The 15436-nt window shown below is 70.1% G+C and carries 11 protein-coding genes; 6 read left to right on the forward strand and 5 right to left on the reverse strand.

What is annotated here, in order from left to right; genetic code table 11:
- Nucleotides 1-485: 485 nt before the first annotated feature.
- Complete coding sequence (locus ACWDY5_RS08795) at nt 486-1172, forward strand: hypothetical protein (RefSeq protein WP_449721665.1); 687 nt, start codon at nt 486-488, stop codon at nt 1170-1172.
- Here ACWDY5_RS08795 and ACWDY5_RS08800 read toward each other — a convergent pair.
- The gene (locus tag ACWDY5_RS08800; RefSeq protein WP_449721666.1) at nt 1151-1393 is read right to left on the reverse strand and encodes a hypothetical protein; all 243 of its coding nucleotides are present in this window, start codon (nt 1391-1393) and stop codon (nt 1151-1153) included. The genes ACWDY5_RS08795 and ACWDY5_RS08800 overlap by 22 nt on opposite strands.
- Before the next feature lie 193 nt (nt 1394-1586).
- Here ACWDY5_RS08800 and ACWDY5_RS08805 point away from each other — a divergent pair, with 193 nt between their 5' ends.
- From ACWDY5_RS08805 to ACWDY5_RS08820, 4 genes are read left to right on the forward strand one after another with little or no spacing between them, the layout of a single operon-like run.
- Nucleotides 1587-2831, forward strand: coding sequence for a helix-turn-helix domain-containing protein (locus tag ACWDY5_RS08805; RefSeq protein WP_449721667.1), 1245 nt, complete (start codon nt 1587-1589; stop codon nt 2829-2831).
- Nucleotides 2832-2873: 42 nt separating this feature from the next.
- Entirely contained in the window at nt 2874-4235 is a 1362-nt protein-coding gene (locus ACWDY5_RS08810) for a TIR domain-containing protein (RefSeq protein WP_449721668.1), read from the forward strand.
- Between the two features lie 56 nt (nt 4236-4291).
- Nucleotides 4292-7201 (forward strand): DEAD/DEAH box helicase, encoded by a 2910-nt coding sequence (locus ACWDY5_RS08815; protein WP_449721669.1) that lies wholly within the window; start codon nt 4292-4294, stop codon nt 7199-7201.
- A 34-nt stretch (nt 7202-7235) separates the two neighbouring features.
- Complete coding sequence (locus ACWDY5_RS08820) at nt 7236-8396, forward strand: hypothetical protein (protein ID WP_449721670.1); 1161 nt, start codon at nt 7236-7238, stop codon at nt 8394-8396.
- A 55-nt stretch (nt 8397-8451) separates the two neighbouring features.
- Here ACWDY5_RS08820 and ACWDY5_RS08825 read toward each other — a convergent pair whose 3' ends face one another.
- Nucleotides 8452-8925: a VOC family protein gene (locus tag ACWDY5_RS08825; protein WP_449721671.1), complete on the reverse strand. Its 474-nt coding sequence runs from the start codon at nt 8923-8925 to the stop codon at nt 8452-8454.
- Nucleotides 8926-8944: 19 nt separating this feature from the next.
- On the opposite strand from ACWDY5_RS08825, the gene ACWDY5_RS08830 reads away from it, so the two are divergent.
- A complete protein-coding gene (locus ACWDY5_RS08830; RefSeq protein ID WP_449721672.1) occupies nt 8945-9790 on the forward strand; it encodes an AraC family transcriptional regulator in 846 nt (281 codons plus the stop codon).
- Here the strand turns inward: ACWDY5_RS08830 and ACWDY5_RS08835 are convergent.
- The 3 genes from ACWDY5_RS08835 to ACWDY5_RS08845 are packed head-to-tail and all read right to left on the reverse strand — an operon-like array spanning nt 9780 to nt 15399.
- Nucleotides 9780-10874: a hypothetical protein gene (locus ACWDY5_RS08835; protein WP_449721673.1), complete on the reverse strand. Its 1095-nt coding sequence runs from the start codon at nt 10872-10874 to the stop codon at nt 9780-9782. The two genes, ACWDY5_RS08830 and ACWDY5_RS08835, sit on opposite strands and share 11 nt — an antisense overlap.
- Nucleotides 10871-13630, reverse strand: a complete 2760-nt coding sequence (locus tag ACWDY5_RS08840; RefSeq protein ID WP_449721674.1) for a hypothetical protein — start codon at nt 13628-13630, stop codon at nt 10871-10873. Before ACWDY5_RS08840 ends, ACWDY5_RS08835 begins: the two co-directional genes overlap by 4 nt.
- Complete coding sequence (locus ACWDY5_RS08845) at nt 13627-15399, reverse strand: HSP90 family protein (RefSeq protein ID WP_449721675.1); 1773 nt, start codon at nt 15397-15399, stop codon at nt 13627-13629. Before ACWDY5_RS08845 ends, ACWDY5_RS08840 begins: the two co-directional genes overlap by 4 nt.
- Nucleotides 15400-15436 lie beyond the last annotated feature (37 nt).

The following is a 15436-nucleotide window of genomic DNA, read 5'->3' on the forward strand; positions in this document are numbered from 1 at the left end:
ACAGGCACCCCGCCGAGCAGCTCGGCAACTCCCCGGACACCCTGCGCGAGGCGGTGACCATCTCCTGGCGCATCCAGTCGTCCGGCTGTTCGAGCCAGCGTGCCGCATCCGCGGTAGGCGCCGACAGCAGCCGTTTGCCGGAATGGTCGCCCGACTCAATTGCCGAGAGGCGCAGAAAACCTGTCGAAGAACAGGTCTCCGTCACGCCTGGCGGCAGTTGAGAAAAGTTCCAGGCACGCGACTCCCTTGCATCAACGGTGGAACCGCGTAGCAACGGACGCAGAGTTCCACCGTTCTGCCTGCCCCTGGGGTGCAGGCTGCCCCAGCGACCCGAAGCCCACCAGGGGTTTCCCGTTTCCAATCTGGTGCGACGACTTCGGCAACAGGAAACCCCTTCCTACCGGTTTCCGCCTGCTGGAAACTCGTTGCGACGGATCAACGGAATCACGGAGGCAGCCATGTCATGCGCCGGAGAGTCTCTACCCTTGGTCGTACTGGAGAAACAGTTCCGCAGGTCATGCTGCGGACGTGATCCATTGGAAGTGGACGGCTGGGAACTCGGTCATGACCTCCCGGAAAGAATGGTCCCGCTGGACGAGCTGCGCCTCTTGCTACTGAAACGCCGGGCGGACCGCCAGCTGTCAGACAGCGTGTGGTCTCTGTTGGTCACCCGCGCGCGCCAGGACAGGTCGCGCTGGACGCTGGGCGCCTTGGGCATGATGCTCCCCGGCCTGTCCCGGGCAGCCTCCCGGATCATGAATCACCGACGACTGGAGCGAGCCGAGGTCGAGTCGGAGCTGGTGCTGGGCTTTCTCGAGGGGATGCAAGCAGCCGATCCCACCATGCGCGGATTGGCGGGTCATCTACTGCGGCTGGCCAGCCAGCGCGGTGAGTCCACGATCGGCGGGCTGGTTCCGGACGGTCTCGGTGTCCGACACAGCCGGCTCCTCCCCTTGCACTCCATACCCGGCCACGCCGACCTGGTACTGGCCCGGGCGGTGAACGACGAGGTGATCACACCGCTGGAGGGGGAACTGGTCGCACGCAGCCGGATCGAGGGCCAAGGGCTGTCGGTACTGGCTGAACAGCTGCGGTTGCCATTGGCGGAGTGCGCGTACCGGCGGCGGGCTGCGGAGCAGCGGATCGCGGACTACCTCCGGCTCCAGCCCTGAGCCCGCTGCGTCTGCCAGGCGTCGTACGCGGCCATCAGCGCGCCGGCCAGCACTATCGCAAGGGCCAGGCGTCCGGCGAGCGACGCCGACGGGGCGGTCAGCACCTGAAGGACCGCGACCAGCTGCAACGTGATGAAAACGATCGTCGGCACTCGATGTGTGCGGTTCCGCACAGACATCTGCCGATTCTCATGCTTGGCCATGTTGTCCTGGGTGCTCATGTCGTCCGTCCTTATGAATTTTCGTGCACTTCGAACCGGTCTGGTTAGGATGGGAAATCTCGTGTCTGCCTTTCGTTGCCGAACACCAGCGTGCTTGACCGCCGGCCCCCTGGGGAGGGGTTTCCCGTGGTCGCTTCGAGCGGACAACCGGAAACCGGGGGATGTGATGACACAGGGGGACGGAGCGGTCGGTGTGGAACTCCGACGGCTGCGCAAGGCGGCGAACCTGTCATTGGCACAGCTCGCCGCGCTGACGCACTTCTCAAAAGGCCATCTCAGCAAGATCGAGAACGGGAAGAAGCAGCTGAGAGTCGAGCTGGCCAGATCTTGCGACGGGATTCTCAACTCCGGCGGTGTACTGACTCGGCTGGCCTCGACGAACAACACCCCGCGGACGAACACAAGTTCGAACAACGAGCACTCCAGTGACATGAACTGCATTGAGAACGAGGGTCATGGCCCCAGCGTGAACCGTCGGAAGGTGTTGAAACTGTTCGCGATCAGTCCGTTGCTCGGTGATTCTCGACGGACGGCGGGCCCTCCTGAGGCAGCGCTGAGCTACTTCACCGGGTTGTTCGACCACGACCGGACGTACGGTCAGCTGGCCAGCGCCCCAGAGGTGCTGGAGCGAGTCGGCACCCACGTCAGGATGCTGCGTGAGCTGACCAATTCGCTACGGACAGTGCCGCGGGAGCTGGCCCTGCTCGACGCGCGCTACACCGAGTACGCGGGCTGGATGGCCCAGGAGGCCGGGGCTGACCACCTGGCCCGGCAATGGACAGCGGAAGCCGTGCAGACCGCGGCCACCGCGGGCGACCACGATCTGGCCGACTACGCGCTCGTGCGACAGGCACTGGTGGAGCTTTACGCGGGCCGCGGTCAGCAGACCATCACACTGGCCCGCCGGGCGCAGCGGCGGCCGGAGACGCCCCCGCGTATCCTCGCGCTCGCCGCGCAACGGGAAGCCCAGGGGCACGCCCTGGCCGGGGATTACGGCAGCTGCCGCCGCGCGCTGGACCGAGCTGAACAGTTCTTCGCCGTCGATGCCACCCGACCGTCGTCCGGCCCGGTGCTCGGCCCCCGGAATCTGGCGAGCCCGGTCCGGATGGTCACCGGCTGGTGTCTGACCGACCTGGGCAAGCACGCTGAGGCGGCCGAGATCCTGGACCGTGAGGTGGAGCGCATCACCCCGGGCGCGATGCGTTCCCGAGTTCGGTTCGGCGTGCGGCGAGCGCTGGCGCACGCCAGGGCCGGAGAACTGGACCACGCTTGCGAGTTGACCGAGCGGTTACTGGGTGAGGCGGATTCTCTGGCGTCGGCCACAGTCACGGTTGACCTGTGCAACCTCCGGCAAGCGCTGCACCGGCAGCCAGGCCACCCGCGCGGACAGCAACTGGCCGCGGACATCAACCACGTCATCCACGCCGCACCACACTGATCAGCCGCCCAGCCCACAGCACGAACCCGGACCGGTGAGCACGTGAGCGCCATCTTCATCAACTACCGCAAGGCCGACATGCCTTGGGCGGACAAGCTCCTCGACGAGGTGCTGTCCGAGCGATTCGGCCGGACGAAGATCTTCCGTGCCACCCGCTCAATCGTCCCCGGCGACGAGTTCGACCCCGTCATCATCAAGAACCTGTGCCAGGCGAAGGTCGTACTCGCGATGATCGGCCCGAATTGGACCGCCACCACGGACAGCCTCGGCAGGCGCAGACTCGAGGATCCGGCGGACTGGGTACGGCGGGAACTGCTGACAGCCCAGGAACACCGGATACCGGTCATCCCGGTACTGGACCGCGACAACCGGCTGCACACCGCAGAGCTTCCAGCGGAGCTCCACTGGCTGGCCGGGCTCCAGTCGGTGCGGATCCGCTCGACGTCTTGGGACATCGACAAACGTGCCCTGTTCGACGCCATCGAACGGGCCGCCCCCAGCCTCGGCAGAGCTTCGGTGCCGCCGCAGCCGCTCCCGAGCCGCCCGGCGCCGGAGGAACCCTGGGCCACAGGCACCGAGATCGCTTCCGGCCAGCGCGCCTTCCTCCTGCACAGGGTGTTCTGGAAGGTGACCGGCCGAGACGAATCGTGGGTATGGCGCGACGCCGACGCCGACCAGGTCGAACCCGAACTGACCGCGGTCGTGCTCCGGCAACTGCGGGTCCGGCGCGGCAGCACCGACGCGCGGCGGTGGCAAGACGGCCTCGGCCGGGAGGCAGACCTGCTCGGTGACCCGCATTGTCCGGCGCCGCGGCTGCTCGACGTAACGCACGAGCCAGAGACCGTCACGGTCGTGCTGGCGCGCCCGCACTCGCAGACACTGGCCGACTTGTACCCGGTGAGCAGACCGTTGGATCCGTGGCGGGCGGCTGGATTTCTCACACACCTGGCGCTGTGCGCCCAAGCGCTACGTTGGCTGCACTCCCGCGGTTGCGCGCATCGGGCACTGTCCCTGGCGACGTTCTTGCTGCCGCCCGACGGGCGGCAAGTGCTGCTGCGTGATGTCGGCCGGGCGACTTTGCCCTGGTCCCCTGAGGAGGGGAGCCCGCACTACCGAGCACCCGAGCAGTACTACCTGCCCTCTGGCGACGCGGATCAACGACGGGTCGATGTCTACCAGCTGGGTGCGCTCGCTTTCCACGTGCTGACCGGCCACCCACCACCCATCCATGCGGATCCCCCACTGGTGAGCCACGTGACCACTGGGCTGAGCGACTTCGTCGATCGCCCGCTGTGGTACGCGCTGCGCAAGGATCCGGCTCAGCGCCAAGGCTCCGTGCGCGAACTCGCCGACCAGCTCGCCACGGCCGCTGAGCGGTTCCGTCGGATCGGCCAGCGGTCATGACCGCGTTGGAACGGGTGGTACTCCCGGGAGCGGTAGCCCTGGTGGTCTCCCCCAGGGTGCAGCTGAAGGCCGAGCAGGAGCGGCTGAGCCATCCCGGTCTGCGTCAGCTTTCCGCGATCCAGGCCGACCTCCGAGCACGCAGCGGGCATGGCGGGGTGCCGGCCCGACTGGAACGCGGCAAGGAGCACAGGTTGCTGCTCTACGGCCCTGACTACACGCTCAGCCTGTACCCCAAGCCCAGCGGCTTTTACCAGGTCGGTCACGTCGGCAGACTGACCGGCCAGGAACACCGGAAGGTCGCCTGCGGGGCTTTGCTGCTGCACGCACCGGACTGGCACCTCAGCGATAGCGGGCGAGGCTTGCCGCCCGGCCATTTCCGCACCTACTGGGAAGAACTGGACGCCGCGTGGGAACGGCTCCCGTCCCAGATGGACCCAACCCGTCATGTCGAGAATCCGATCACGCACGGGAAGGACCGCTATCTGTCCTCAGTAGACAGACTGGTGGAGGCCGGGCGACTAGTGGAGATCAACAAGGCGCAGCGGGTCGATCCTATTCCGTACAAAGCTTTCCGTACGACCACCGAGGAACGCCATTCCGCCAACAGCGTGTACGAGTTCATCCTGCTACGCCCCTGCCCGGTGCCTCCTGGGCAGCAGTTGCGGATCCAGGACCGCGAGCGGCTTCGTGGCCGGATCATCCGCCTCGAAGCGCATCGGCTGACTCTGCGGTTCGACAGTGTGGTCGACCACCGGCTGATCCCACCGACCGGACGGCTGGAAGCCGCGCCAGTGGAGAACACGTACTACACCCAGAAGCGGGCGCTCGCGGCGCTGGGGGATGGGCAGACCGCCAACCCGAACCTGTTGTCCCTGCTGGTGGAGCACCGGTTCGCACCGTATCGGCCCGATCCGGAGCTACGTCCGATGATCCCGCTCGACGACGCCCAGCGAGACGCGTTCACGCGGGCCTGCGCAGTGCCGGACCTGCTACTCATCCAAGGCCCCCCGGGTACCGGCAAGACCCGCACGATCACAGAGATCGTGCGCGCCTGCGCGGCCAGGGGCGAGCGGGTGCTGGTCACCTCATTCACCAACAAGGCGGTGGACAACGTGTTGGCCGCCCTGCCGGAGCAGGTGCGCTCGCTGCGGGTGGGCGATGAGGACAAGCTGACCACGTTCGCCCGCAGTCGCCTTGTCGAGGCCCAAGCCGCCGCACTACAGACTTCGATGGTCGAACGCATCGACCGGGACTCCGGCCGGTTGCTGGCCATTGGCGAGGAGATCCCCATGCTCCGGGGCTGGCTGCGGCATGCCGCCGAGCAGGTCGGCGAGGCGGAAACCACGGCCCGGCAGGCGCACGACCTGTCGATGGCGGCCCAGCAGCACATGGAGCGGCTGCACGCTCCGCTCCGGGCGCGGGAACGTGAACTCACCCAGGTGGCCGCCAACTGTGCCACGGAACTGGACGAGCTGCGACCACTGAGGGACCAGGCGATCGCCCGCCGGGACCACGCTGCCGAACGGCTCGCGCGCAGCCTGCTGCCGCCGTTGCGCCGCTGGTTGCTACGCCGTCGGGAAGCGCGGCTGGCCGCCATCGAGCACCGGTTCCAGGAGGCGGCGCGGCAGTTGTCCGCGAGTGAGACCGAGCTCGTCGACCTTCGTGCGCACCTGGCCGACGTCAGCACGACCGACCCGGTGGCGCGGCAGATCGCAGCCGATCTGGCCGCGGCCAACGCGGCGCACGGCAACGCGCTCACCGAGGCGGACAGCGCGCTGGCCCGCCTGCGCAGAGCCGCCGCGTCGCTGTCTCAGCCGCCTGCCCTGAGTTGGCACGATCCGGGTTCCTGGGAGCGGAACCTGGCCTGGTGGGGGCGTGAACTGGAGGTGCTGCGCACAAGGTCCGCCCTGCTCAACGAATGGCGCGCCGAACTGCACGAGCCAGCCGAGCGCCTGCACCCCGAGCTGATCCGCTATGCCGATGTGGTCGCCGCGACCTGTCTTGGCGCCAACGCACCGCTGCTGGCCGAGCTGGACATCGACGTGGCGATCATCGACGAGGCGGGACAGATTTCCTTGCCCACGATCCTGGTGCCCCTGGTCCGATCCCGGCGCGCGGTGCTCGTCGGCGACCACAAACAGCTGCCTCCGTTGGTGGAGCCGGAGCTGGTGGAACTGTTGAGCGCTCCGGACGTCGAGCCCACGCTGGACAAACCGGAATTGCGCATCTTGCTGGCCAGCGCGTTCGAGGCGATGTTCGACACCACGCCGCTGGAGAACCGCGTCATGCTGCGGGAGCAGCGACGGATGCCAGAGAGCATCGCCGAGTTCGTCTCCGCCCAGTTCTACCACGGCATCCTGCGCACCGCGGTGCGCAGGATGCACCACTACCCGCTGTTCACCCACCCCTTCGCCATCGTGGACACCAGCGAGCAACCCCAACGGGACCGCGCGGAGACCGATCTCGCCCAGGTCGAGGGCAGCAGGCAGGTCGGCTACGTGAACCGGCTGGAAGCCACGATCATCACCCGGCTCATCGCGCACGCAGCCCGGCGCGGCGTCGAATGGGCGGTCATCGTGCCTTACAACGGCCAGGTCCGCCTCATCCGCGACCTGCTGGTGGACGAACTGGGCAGCCAGCGGGCCGTGCACGACCATGTCGGCACCGTCGACTCGTTCCAGGGCGGGGAGCGCGACCTGGTGGTCTACGGCTGCACGCGGAGTAATCCGCACGGCGCGATCGGCTTTCTGAGCGAGTTGCGCCGGTTCAACGTGGCGATCACCCGAGCCAAGGAGCAACTGGTGGTCGTCGGTGACCTTCGGGGCCTGCTGCTCGCCAAGGACGAAGAGTTCCAGTTCCTGGTGAAGCGGATGGCCGCGCATGTTCAGCAGCACGGTCAGATCCTGTCGTCCACGACGCTGCTCCGGATGCTGGACCACGAACGGGATGAGCACGATGACGAGTGACGACAAGGGGATCCCGACACGGAAACTGCACTCGATGGGACGAGCATTGGAGCAGTGCCTGGCGATACCGGGCATCCAGCCCATCCGGTGCCTGTCGATGTTCTTCCCGCTGTGGGAAGCGGAGATCCTCGCTGATGTCGAGGAATGCGAGCAGTACCAGGTCTTCGACCAGTATTTGGAACGTGCGATCAGCGAGGCGGGGATCACCACGGTTGACGGACTGTCTGCCTTCTTCCGCATCGAGCCGCCGCTGGTGCGGCGGGTGCTGCAGTTCCTGCGGACCATCGGGCACGTCGAGGAGACAGGTGGGCATTACCGGCTCACCGAACTCGGCAGCCGATCTCAACGGGCCGCGATCCGTTACGTGGTGAAGGAGACCCGGCAGAACCTCCTCTTCGACGGCTTGACCCTCTCCCCACTCACCCGTGCACACCACGCCAAAGAGATCCGCACCCTGTCTCCGCCCGAGATATTCGCGGACCATAAGGAGGTCAAGTACTTCCGGGTGCTGACGGGAGTGCTCAGCGGGCCTACGACCTTCAACGCGACCGCGTTGCAGGTCCTGGAGAACCGTCCGGACCGGGACCTGCACAACATGCCGCGGACACTGCGGAACCTGCGACTGCAACGGGCGTGGCAGACCTACCTGCCGGTGCACCTGATTGAGACCGTCAGTCAACGGGGCGGCACCTCGCTGCTGGCGTTCAGCCAGCTCTCCGGTGGGCCGGATGAACTGCTGACCCGGCTGTGCGACTCGCTGCCCGAGGTGCGCAACCTGTTCGACAGCGAACCAGCGCGGGATCCGGAGGATGTTCTGGCGTCCTGGCTGGACCGGCAAGGACTGCCGGTCGACGTGTTGTCACAGCTCCCCAACGGCGTGTGGCGAGCCACCCTGCCGGAGGACGTGTTCGATCCGGGTCCACTCTCGCCGACCCGCATCGGACGGTTCCAGCACACCAAGGGCCGCTTCATGCAGCTGTGGTGCGACAAACTAGCCGTACGCAGGCTGGCTGGGCTGGAGCGCGGGCTGTGGCTGCTCCAAACGCGACTGGACCAGCTCGAGGAGCTCCAACGAGGGCTGGACGGATTGGCCAGGCAACTGGAGATCGACCAGCTGACCGTGTCCGACTTGAAGGAACACGCACTGGCCAATGATCTGGTCGCGGCGACCATGCGGATCGACGCGCTGCGCTGACCCGGGCCAGGATCTCCCGTGGGTGGTGACGCTCGCGGCACCACCCCCGGGTCGATCAGCCCTTCGTCCATTCCAGCGCGGCGGCGGCGATCTCCTCATCGGGCACGTCCCGGTCGTGCCGGGCGATGCACCAGCGAACTCCGGCCGGGCAGCGGAAAACACCCATGCGGTCCCCGGAGAAGGAATCCGCGACCGGGTTGATCGGGGTGGCCCCCAATTCTACGGCTTTCGCGAAAACCTCGTCCACATCAGCGGTCCAGAAAGTCATGGTGAACGCGTTGCCCTCGGCCGGGCTGGGCAGGATGCCGTACTCCGGCATGGGTTCGCTGAGCTGGAACATGCTCTCGCCCAGGCGGAGCTCGGCGTGCATGACCTGGCCGTCGGGGGTGTCCATCCGCTTGACCACCTCCGCGCCCAGGGCCTGCTGGTAGAAGTCGATGGCCTTGGCGCAGTCGGGGGCGGCGAAGAAGACGTTGAGGCGGTGGTAGCCGGCCGGGGCGGGGCCGGTGGCGGTGGTGTTGTCGGTCATGTGAGGCATCCTGGCGACCGTGCCCACCGACCGGCTTGGACAAACGCGACAGCTCGCCACCACCAGCGAGTACGGCGTGCTGGGGGTGCGCGACATCGACTTCACGCTGGAGCGGGTGCCGGTCTCGCCTGATTTGTCGCCGTTGGTGGAGCGGCATTGGCTGGTGTCGTGGGCGTTGCCGCCGGGACGCAGGGCCTCGGTGACGTTGCTGCCGCACCCGTGCGTGAACCTGGTCTTCGACCGGGGGCAGCTGGCGGTGAGCGGGGTGGGCAGCGCGCGGTTCAGCTACACCTACGAGGGTGCGGGCCAGGTGTTCGGGGTGAAGTTCCGGCCGGGCGGGTTCCTGCCGTTCCTGGGCGCGCCGGTGGCGGAGCTGACCGATCAGGTGCGACCGCTGTCGGCGCTGTGGGGCGCGGACGCGGCGGCGATGGCCGCCGAGCTGGGCGCGGCCCCCGACCTGGACGCGCTGGTGGCGGTGGCCGAGCGGTATCTGCGCGCGCACTGGCCGGGGCCGGATCCGGAGACGGCGCGGGTGGGGCGGATCGTGCGGGCGCTGCTGCACGACCGGGAGATCACCAGGGTCGCGGACGTGTGCGAGCGCTTCGGCATCAACCCGCGCTCGCTGCAACGGCTGTTCCACCGGCATGTCGGGGTGAGCCCGAAGTGGGTGCTGCGCCGCTACCGGCTGCACGAGGCGGCGGCGCGGCTGGCCGAGGGCACCTCGGGCACCTGGACCGAGGTCGCCGTGGAGCTGGGCTACTTCGACCAGTCGCATTTCATCCGCGACTTCACCCAGGCGATCGGGCTGACCCCCCTCGCCTACGCGGCGGCCTGCCAGGCGCGGCAGGCCCCGGTCAGCGCGTGAGCCGCAGCGGCAGCTCGTCCACCAGCGGTTCGGCGGTCAGGGTGGCGCGGATCTGGTCGCCCTGCTCCGAGGTGCCGTTGCGGGCGTCGAAGCGGGCGGCCAGTTCCAGTGCCTGCTCGGTCAGTTCGTCGCGGAGCGCGGCCGAGGGCCAGTCCACGGCGTCCCGGTCGCGGTAGGCGGGGCGGCGGACGGCGGTCTCCGGCGCTCTGGTGAGCACCAGCGCGCCGGCCGCCACGAAGCGCATGGCCGCGGCCGGGGTGCAGGGTTCGTCCAGCCAGCCGAGGTGCCTGGTCAGGATCTCCAGGCCGCGCTGATGGTTGCCGGTGACCGCGCAGAAGACCAGGTGCTCGGCGACCAGGCCGAGTTTGGCGCGGTCGTGGCGCAGGGCCGGGTAGGCGCCGCGGTGCGCGTCGGCGGCCTCGGTGAGCCTGCCGGTGCGCAGGTAGGGCAGCAGCAGGTTGGTGCGGATGCTCTGCGGCTGCTCGTAGCAGTTGAGCTGCCCGCTGAGCACGGGCCGCGCGGTGGCCAGGGCCTGTTCGTCGCGGCCGAGCCAGACCAGGTGGTTGATCTTGCCGTTGGGTTCGCAGCCGTCGCAGTCGGAGAGCTCGCCGCGCGGGCTGGCCTGCCAGAGCCGGAACTGCTCGGCCGCGGTGTCCCGGTCGCCGAGGTGGCGGGCGAGCAGTTCCCGGTACTGGTGCACCGGGTTCATGCCGTGCCCGGCCTGCCGGTAGCGGCGCTCCATGTCGTCGAGCACGGCCCTGGTCTGGCCGAGCGGGACCTCGGGGAAGTCGGCGAGGCTGGCCACGATCCCCTTGAAGTCCCAGAGCAGGTCGAGATCCAGGTCCGGGTCGCCCTCGCCGCGGTCGTAGGCGGCCAGGCACCAGGCGAAGGGCACGAAGGACTTCGCGGGTTCGCCGCCGTAGCGGTAGGTCTCCAGGCTCAGGATCCGGGCGGCGTAGCGCAGGTCGTCCCGGCCGAGCGCGTCGGCCTGCCGCACCACCTGTTCCACCGCGGCGATGCGGGCCGGGCCGAAGGGCAGCTCGTCGGCGGCGCGCAGCTCGGCTTCCAGCTGCTCGGGGCTCATCGGCCACCTTCCCTGATCTGGGCCAGCAGTTCCTCGACGTGTTCCCGTTGCGGCGCGTCCGGTTCGAGGCGGTCCAGTGCGGCGGTGAGCAGCGGTTCGGCTTCCGCGCCGCGGCCCAGCTCCACCAGCAGCCGGCCGCGGAAGACGTCCGCGGTCAGCGCCGGTCCTTCGGCCCCTGGCAGCCGGTGGAAGCCCTCGGCGGCGGCGCTCGCCCTGGCCAGCGCGGGATTCTTGTCCTGCGCGAGGGTGAGGATGCGGGCCGCGTCGTGGTCCAGCAGCGCGCGCTGGAAGACCTCGTGCGGTTCCTCGCCCAGGGCGGCGGCGAGGGTGTCGGCCTCGGCGAGGGCGGTGCGGGCGTGGACGTTCTCCCTGGCCCAGTGCCAGGACAGCGCGGCCAGGCGACGGTGTTCCAGCTCCCGCAACGGTTCCCCGAGTCCTGCCAGGGCCTCGGCGGCGGCCTGGTGGCGGCGGGCGGCCTCGGCGTCGCGGTCGAGCTCGTCCAGGATGCCGGCGGCGATGCCGTGCATCTGGGCCAGGCCGTACCGGTTGTCCTGCTCGGCGCACTGGGCGGCGAGCTCGTCCAGCACGGTCAGCGCGGCGTCGGGCTGACCGAGCGCGCGGTGGGCGTGGCTGAGCAGGAACCGCCCGCGGCCGAGCTGGTCGGGCTCGGCGGCCTCGGCGAGCACCTCCTCGGCGAGGTCGGCGGCCTGGTCGGGGCGGTCGGTGGCCAGTGCGGCGGCGGCCAGGTCGAGCTTGATCTCCAGCAGGTCCAGCTCCGTCTCGAACCGCAGTGCGTCGGTGAGCGCGGCGGTGAGGTGCCCGAACGCCTCCTCGGCTCGGTCCAGGTGGTGTGCGGATCGGCCGGCGTGGTGCTGGGCGAGCACCCGGATCTGCGGGTCCTCGGCGGCGGCGGCCGCGGCGTAGAGCGGGTAGGCGGTGTCGATGTCGTCGAGCACGGAGCAGGCGTGCGCGGCGACCAGCTGGGTGTGGTGCAGCAGCGAGGTCGGCGGTAGCTCGGCCAGGATCTCCGCCGCGCGCAGCAGGGGCCTGACAGCGGCCTCGTGGTCCGGCTCCTCCTGGTCGAGCCACACCTGGATCAGGGCCATCCAGCAGTCTGCGGCCAGTCGCCGGTCCGGGTGGCCGTCGGTGGCTTCGGCCAGCTCCCGCCCGAGCCGGGCCGCGCCCTCGATGTCGCCGGTGCGCCGGAGCGCGTCCACGATCCGGCAGCGGGCGCGCAGCAGCGGGCCTTCGGCCCCGAGCGCGGCCAGTTCCCCGGCCACGGCGTTCAGTTCGGGCAGGCCCTGCTCGGCCCGGTGGTCGTAGCAGCAGGCCAGGGCGGCCCGGCTGCGGGCGGTGGCGGCCAGCACCGGCTCGCCGTGCTCGGCGAAGATCGCCGCGGCCTCACGCAGCGCGCGTTCGGCGGCGGCCGGATCGTCCTCGAACAGGTCCCCGGCCCTCGCGCCGAGCCGCTTGGCGCGCAGCACCGGCGGCGGTTGCGGGCAGACCTCGTCGAAGCGGGCCCACAGCGCGGCCAGGCGGTCGTGGTCGCGGAGCTCGGCGGCCTTCTCAGCGGCGTCGGCCAGCTCTTCCGGCGTCTCCGGGAAGGTGACCGGTGGCGGTGCGGCGACCGCGAGCCGGGCGGCGGCGCGGGCCGGTCCGGACAGCGGCAGGTGCTCCACCAGCGGTTCGGCGACCAGGACGGCGCGGATCTGGTCGCCCTGCTCGGAAGTGCCGTTGCGGGCGTCGAACCGGGCGGCCAGCTCCAGGGCCTGATCGGCGAGCTCGTCGCGCAGGGCGGCGGCCGGCCAGTCCACGGCGGCCCGGTCGCGGTGGGCCGGGCGGCGGACCGGGGTGTCCGGGTGACCGGCCTCGATGACCCTGGTGAGCACCAGCGCGGCGGCCGCGGCGAAGTGCATCGCGGCGGCCGGGGTGCTGGGCTCGTCCAGCCAGCCGAGGTGGCGTTCGAGGAGTTCCAGGCCGCGCGGGTGGTTGCCGGTGCGGGCGCAGAAGATGAGGTGCTCGGCGATGAGGACCAGCTCGGCGCGGTCGTGCCGCACCGCCCGGTAGGCGCTGCGGTGCGCCTCGGCGGCCTCGGTGAGCCTGCCGGTGCGCAGGTACGGCAGCAGCAGGTCGGTGCGGATGCCGTGCGGCTGCTCGCGGCAGCTGAGCTGGCCGCTGAGCACCGGCAGCGCGAGCGCGACCGCTTCCTCGTCCTGGCCCAGCCACACCAGGTGGTTGATCTTGGCGTTGGGTTCGCAGCCCGCGCAGTCGGAGAGCTCCCCGCGCGGACTGGCCTGCCACAGCCGGAACTGCTCGGCCGCGGTGCCCCGGTCGCCGACGTGCCTGGCCAGGAACTCGCGGTACTGGTGCACCGGGTTCATTCCGTGCCCGGCCTGCCGGTAGCGGCGCTCCATGTCGTCGAGCACCGCGGTGGTCTGGTCGAGGGGGACCTCGGGGAAGTCGGCGAGGCTGCTGACGATGCCCTTGAAGTTCCAGAACAGGTGGTGGTCCAGCCGCCGGTCACCCTCGCCGCGGTCGTAGGCGGCCAGGCACCAGGCGAAGGGCACGAAGGTCTTCGCCGGTTCCGCGCCGTAGCGGTAGGCCTCCAGGCTGAAGATCCGCGCGGTGTACTGGAGGTCGGCCAGGCCGAGCGCGTCGGCGTGCCGGATGACGTCCTCCACCGCGGCGGTGCGGGCCGGTCCGTAGGGCAGGTCCCGGCTGGCGAACAGCTTGGCTTCCAGCTCCTCGGGGCTCACGGGGTGTCCTCCTTGGGCACGGCCGAGTCGAGCAGGCCGAGGAACGAGCGGTTGAGCAGTGCCGCGTCGGCGGGCCGGATGGGGTGGTAGCCCAGCAGCAGGGCCTGGCCGTAGAGCGCTTCGACGGCGAGGGCGACCATGGCCGGGTCGGTGAGCGCGCAGACCCGGCGCACCAGCGGGTTGCGGTGGTTGAGCACCAGCTGCGGCCGGTCCTCGGCGGGTTTCTCGAACGCGGCGAGCACCCCGGCCCACAGCTGGTCGGCCTTGGCCCTGGTGGCCTTCAGCTCGCTCTGGAAGGCGGCGTCCCGGTCGAGCAGGTAGAGCACGGACAGCGTCGGTGGGTCGAAGGCGCGCAGCACCACCTCGCAGCCGAGCCGGTCCAGCGCCCGTTGCGCGGTGGTCAGGAACGGGCGCAGCGCCAGCTCCTCGGCCGGGTCGACCGGGGACAGCCGGGTCATCACGTCACTGGGTTCCAGGCGCTGCACCACCAGGTCAGCCTCCAGCGCGGGCAGCCTGCCGATGATCTCGGTGTCGTAGGTGTAGCCGCCGTTGACCACGGCCAGGCCCTGGGCGGAGGCGACCGCGGCGAGCTGGCGGAAGTCCTCGGCGGTGGTGGTGTAGCGGATGCGGCCGTGCCGGGCGCGGAACTCGCCCAGGGTCATCCGCCCCATGTTGGTCTCCAGGGGCAGCCACTCGTCGACCAGGGCGAGCATGTCGTCGTCGTGCAGGGCGAGGGCTTTCACGCCGAGGTGGTGGATGCCGAGGAAGCGGGCCAGCCGGGCCGGGTCGGTGGCGGCCAGGCCGACCAGCCAGCCGCGCAGCTGCGCGCCGAGCGCCTCGCGGGTCTCTTCCAGGAGGCTGTCGTCGTAGAGGGCCTCGCGGCTGGCGGTGGGCCGCAGCTCGGCGGCGTCGATGACGCAGCGGGCGAAGAAGGCCCAGCCGGGCAGCAGGCCGTCAGCGCTCTCGGTGAGCAGCATCCGCTTGAGGTAGACCCGGTGCCCGGCGCGTTCGGCCGGGTTGGCCTGGAACGGCAGCACGTAGGCCACGCCGGTGAGCCCGGCCTGCGGCACGTCCAGCTCGACCACGTCGAACGGGGTGAAGCCGAGGGTGTCCTGGGCGTAGCCGACCAGGTCGGCCAGCCGCTCCCCCGCCGGCCGCCGGTCCTGCCGCCACGGCGGTCCGTCACCGGCGACCCGCTGCCCGAGCGCGGTGACCGGGAAGGGCAGCATCGAGCCGTAGCGGGCGGCCAGCTCGACCACGGTGGGCCCGGCCAGCCAGGACTCCGCGCCGGGCCGGGCGGACAGGGTGACCGTGGTGCCGGGTTCGGCGCGCTCGGCGGGGCCGAACCGGTAGGTGCCGTCGGCGCGGCCGACCCACTCCACCGCGGGCGCGCCGGTGGCCGAGCGGGTGGTCACGGTGACCTCGTCGGCGACCAGGAACGCCGAGAGCAGGCCGATGCCGAACTGGCCGAGGAACTCGTGCCTGGCGAAGCCCAGCTCGTCCCGCTTGGAGCTGCGGCCGATGGTGGCCAGCAGCTCGTGCACCTGCTCCTCGGTGAGCCCGATGCCGGTGTCGGTGACGGTGAGCGTGCTGCCGGTGCTGTCGATGGTGATCCCGGCAGGCGCGTCCGGATCGGTGGCGCGGCGGGCGGTCACCGCGTCCACCGCGTTCTGCAGCAGCTCGCGCAGGTAGACCCGTGGGCTGGCGTAGAGGTGATGGCTGAGCAGGTCGACCACGCCACGCAGGTCGACCTGGAAGGTGCGGTCCAAAATAGTTCGTCCCCCCAAGTGCGGTGGGGCCATCCTA

The organism is Crossiella sp. NPDC003009 (assembly GCF_053591555.1).

Bases quoted from the DNA above. Each gene is read 5' to 3' on its own strand.
- ACWDY5_RS08800 (WP_449721666.1), bottom strand. From the start codon at position 1,393: ATGAGCACCCAGGACAACATGGCCAAGCATGAGAATCGGCAGATGTCT.
- ACWDY5_RS08835 (WP_449721673.1), bottom strand. From the start codon at position 10,874: ATGAGCCCCGAGCAGCTGGAAGCCGAGCTGCGCGCCGCCGACGAGCTG.
- ACWDY5_RS08820 (WP_449721670.1), top strand. From the start codon at position 7,236: ATGGGACGAGCATTGGAGCAGTGCCTGGCGATACCGGGCATCCAGCCC.
- ACWDY5_RS08825 (WP_449721671.1), bottom strand. From the start codon at position 8,925: ATGACCGACAACACCACCGCCACCGGCCCCGCCCCGGCCGGCTACCAC.